Source organism: Aeromonas sp. QDB14, from assembly GCF_027707845.1.
GTDB classification, from domain to species: Bacteria; Pseudomonadota; Gammaproteobacteria; order Enterobacterales; family Aeromonadaceae; genus Aeromonas; species Aeromonas caviae.
Map to the genome: position 1 here is coordinate 1 of NZ_JAPCJD010000198.1, position 900 is coordinate 900.

Annotated in this window: 1 protein-coding gene; it reads right to left on the reverse strand. The window is 65.4% G+C overall.

Annotation, left to right across the window (positions count from 1 at the left end; all coding sequences use genetic code 11):
- Positions 1-900: Tn3 family transposase (locus tag PG887_RS22485; RefSeq protein ID WP_270822958.1), on the reverse strand; the 900-nt coding region annotated here is incomplete at both ends.

The window sequence follows — 900 nt, forward strand, 5'->3', positions numbered from 1 at the left end:
GCAGTTCAACACTTTGCAGCCAGTCCAGGATGAACAGCGTGCGCTCGATCCGGCCCAGCTCGCGCAGGGCCACGGCCAGTCCGTTCTGGCGCGGGTAGCTGCCGAGCTTGCGCAGCATCAGCGAGGCGGTGACGGTGCCCTGCTTGATCGAGCTGGCCAGGCGCAGGATGTCGTCCCAGTGGGCACGCACGTGCTTGATGTTCAGGGTGCCGCCGATCAGCGGGCGCAACGTCGGGTAGGCTTGCACGCCCTGCGGCACGTACAGCTTGGTTTCGCCGAGGTCGCGGATGCGCGGCGCGAAGCGGAAGCCTAGCAGGTGCATCAGGGCAAAGACGTGATCGGTGAAGCCGGCCGTGTCGGTGTAGTGCTCCTCGATCCGCAGGTCGGACTCGTGGTACAGCAGGCCGTCGAGCACATAGGTGGAATCGCGGACGCCGACATTCACCACGCGGGTGCTGAACGGCGCGTACTGGTCGGAGATATGGGTATAGAACAGCCGTCCCGGCTCGCTACCGTACTTCGGGTTGACGTGCCCGGTGCTCTCGCCCCGGCCACCCGCGCGGAAGCGCTGGCCATCGGAGGATGAGGTCGTGCCGTCGCCCCAGTGGGCGGCAAAGGCGTGGCGATACTGGTGGTTGACCAGCTCGGCCAAGGCCGCCGAATAGGTTTCGTCGCGGATGTGCCAGGCTTGCAGCCAGGACAGCTTGGCGTAGGTCAGGCCGGGGCTCGACTCGGCCATCTTGGTCAGCCCGAGGTTGATCGCATCACCGAGGATTGCGGACAGCAGCAACGTCCTGTCTTTGGCCTCGGCCCCGTCCTTCAAGTGGGTGAAGTGGCGGCTGAAGCCCGTCCAGTCGTCCACGTCCATCAGCAGTTCGGTGATCTTGATGCGCGGCAGTA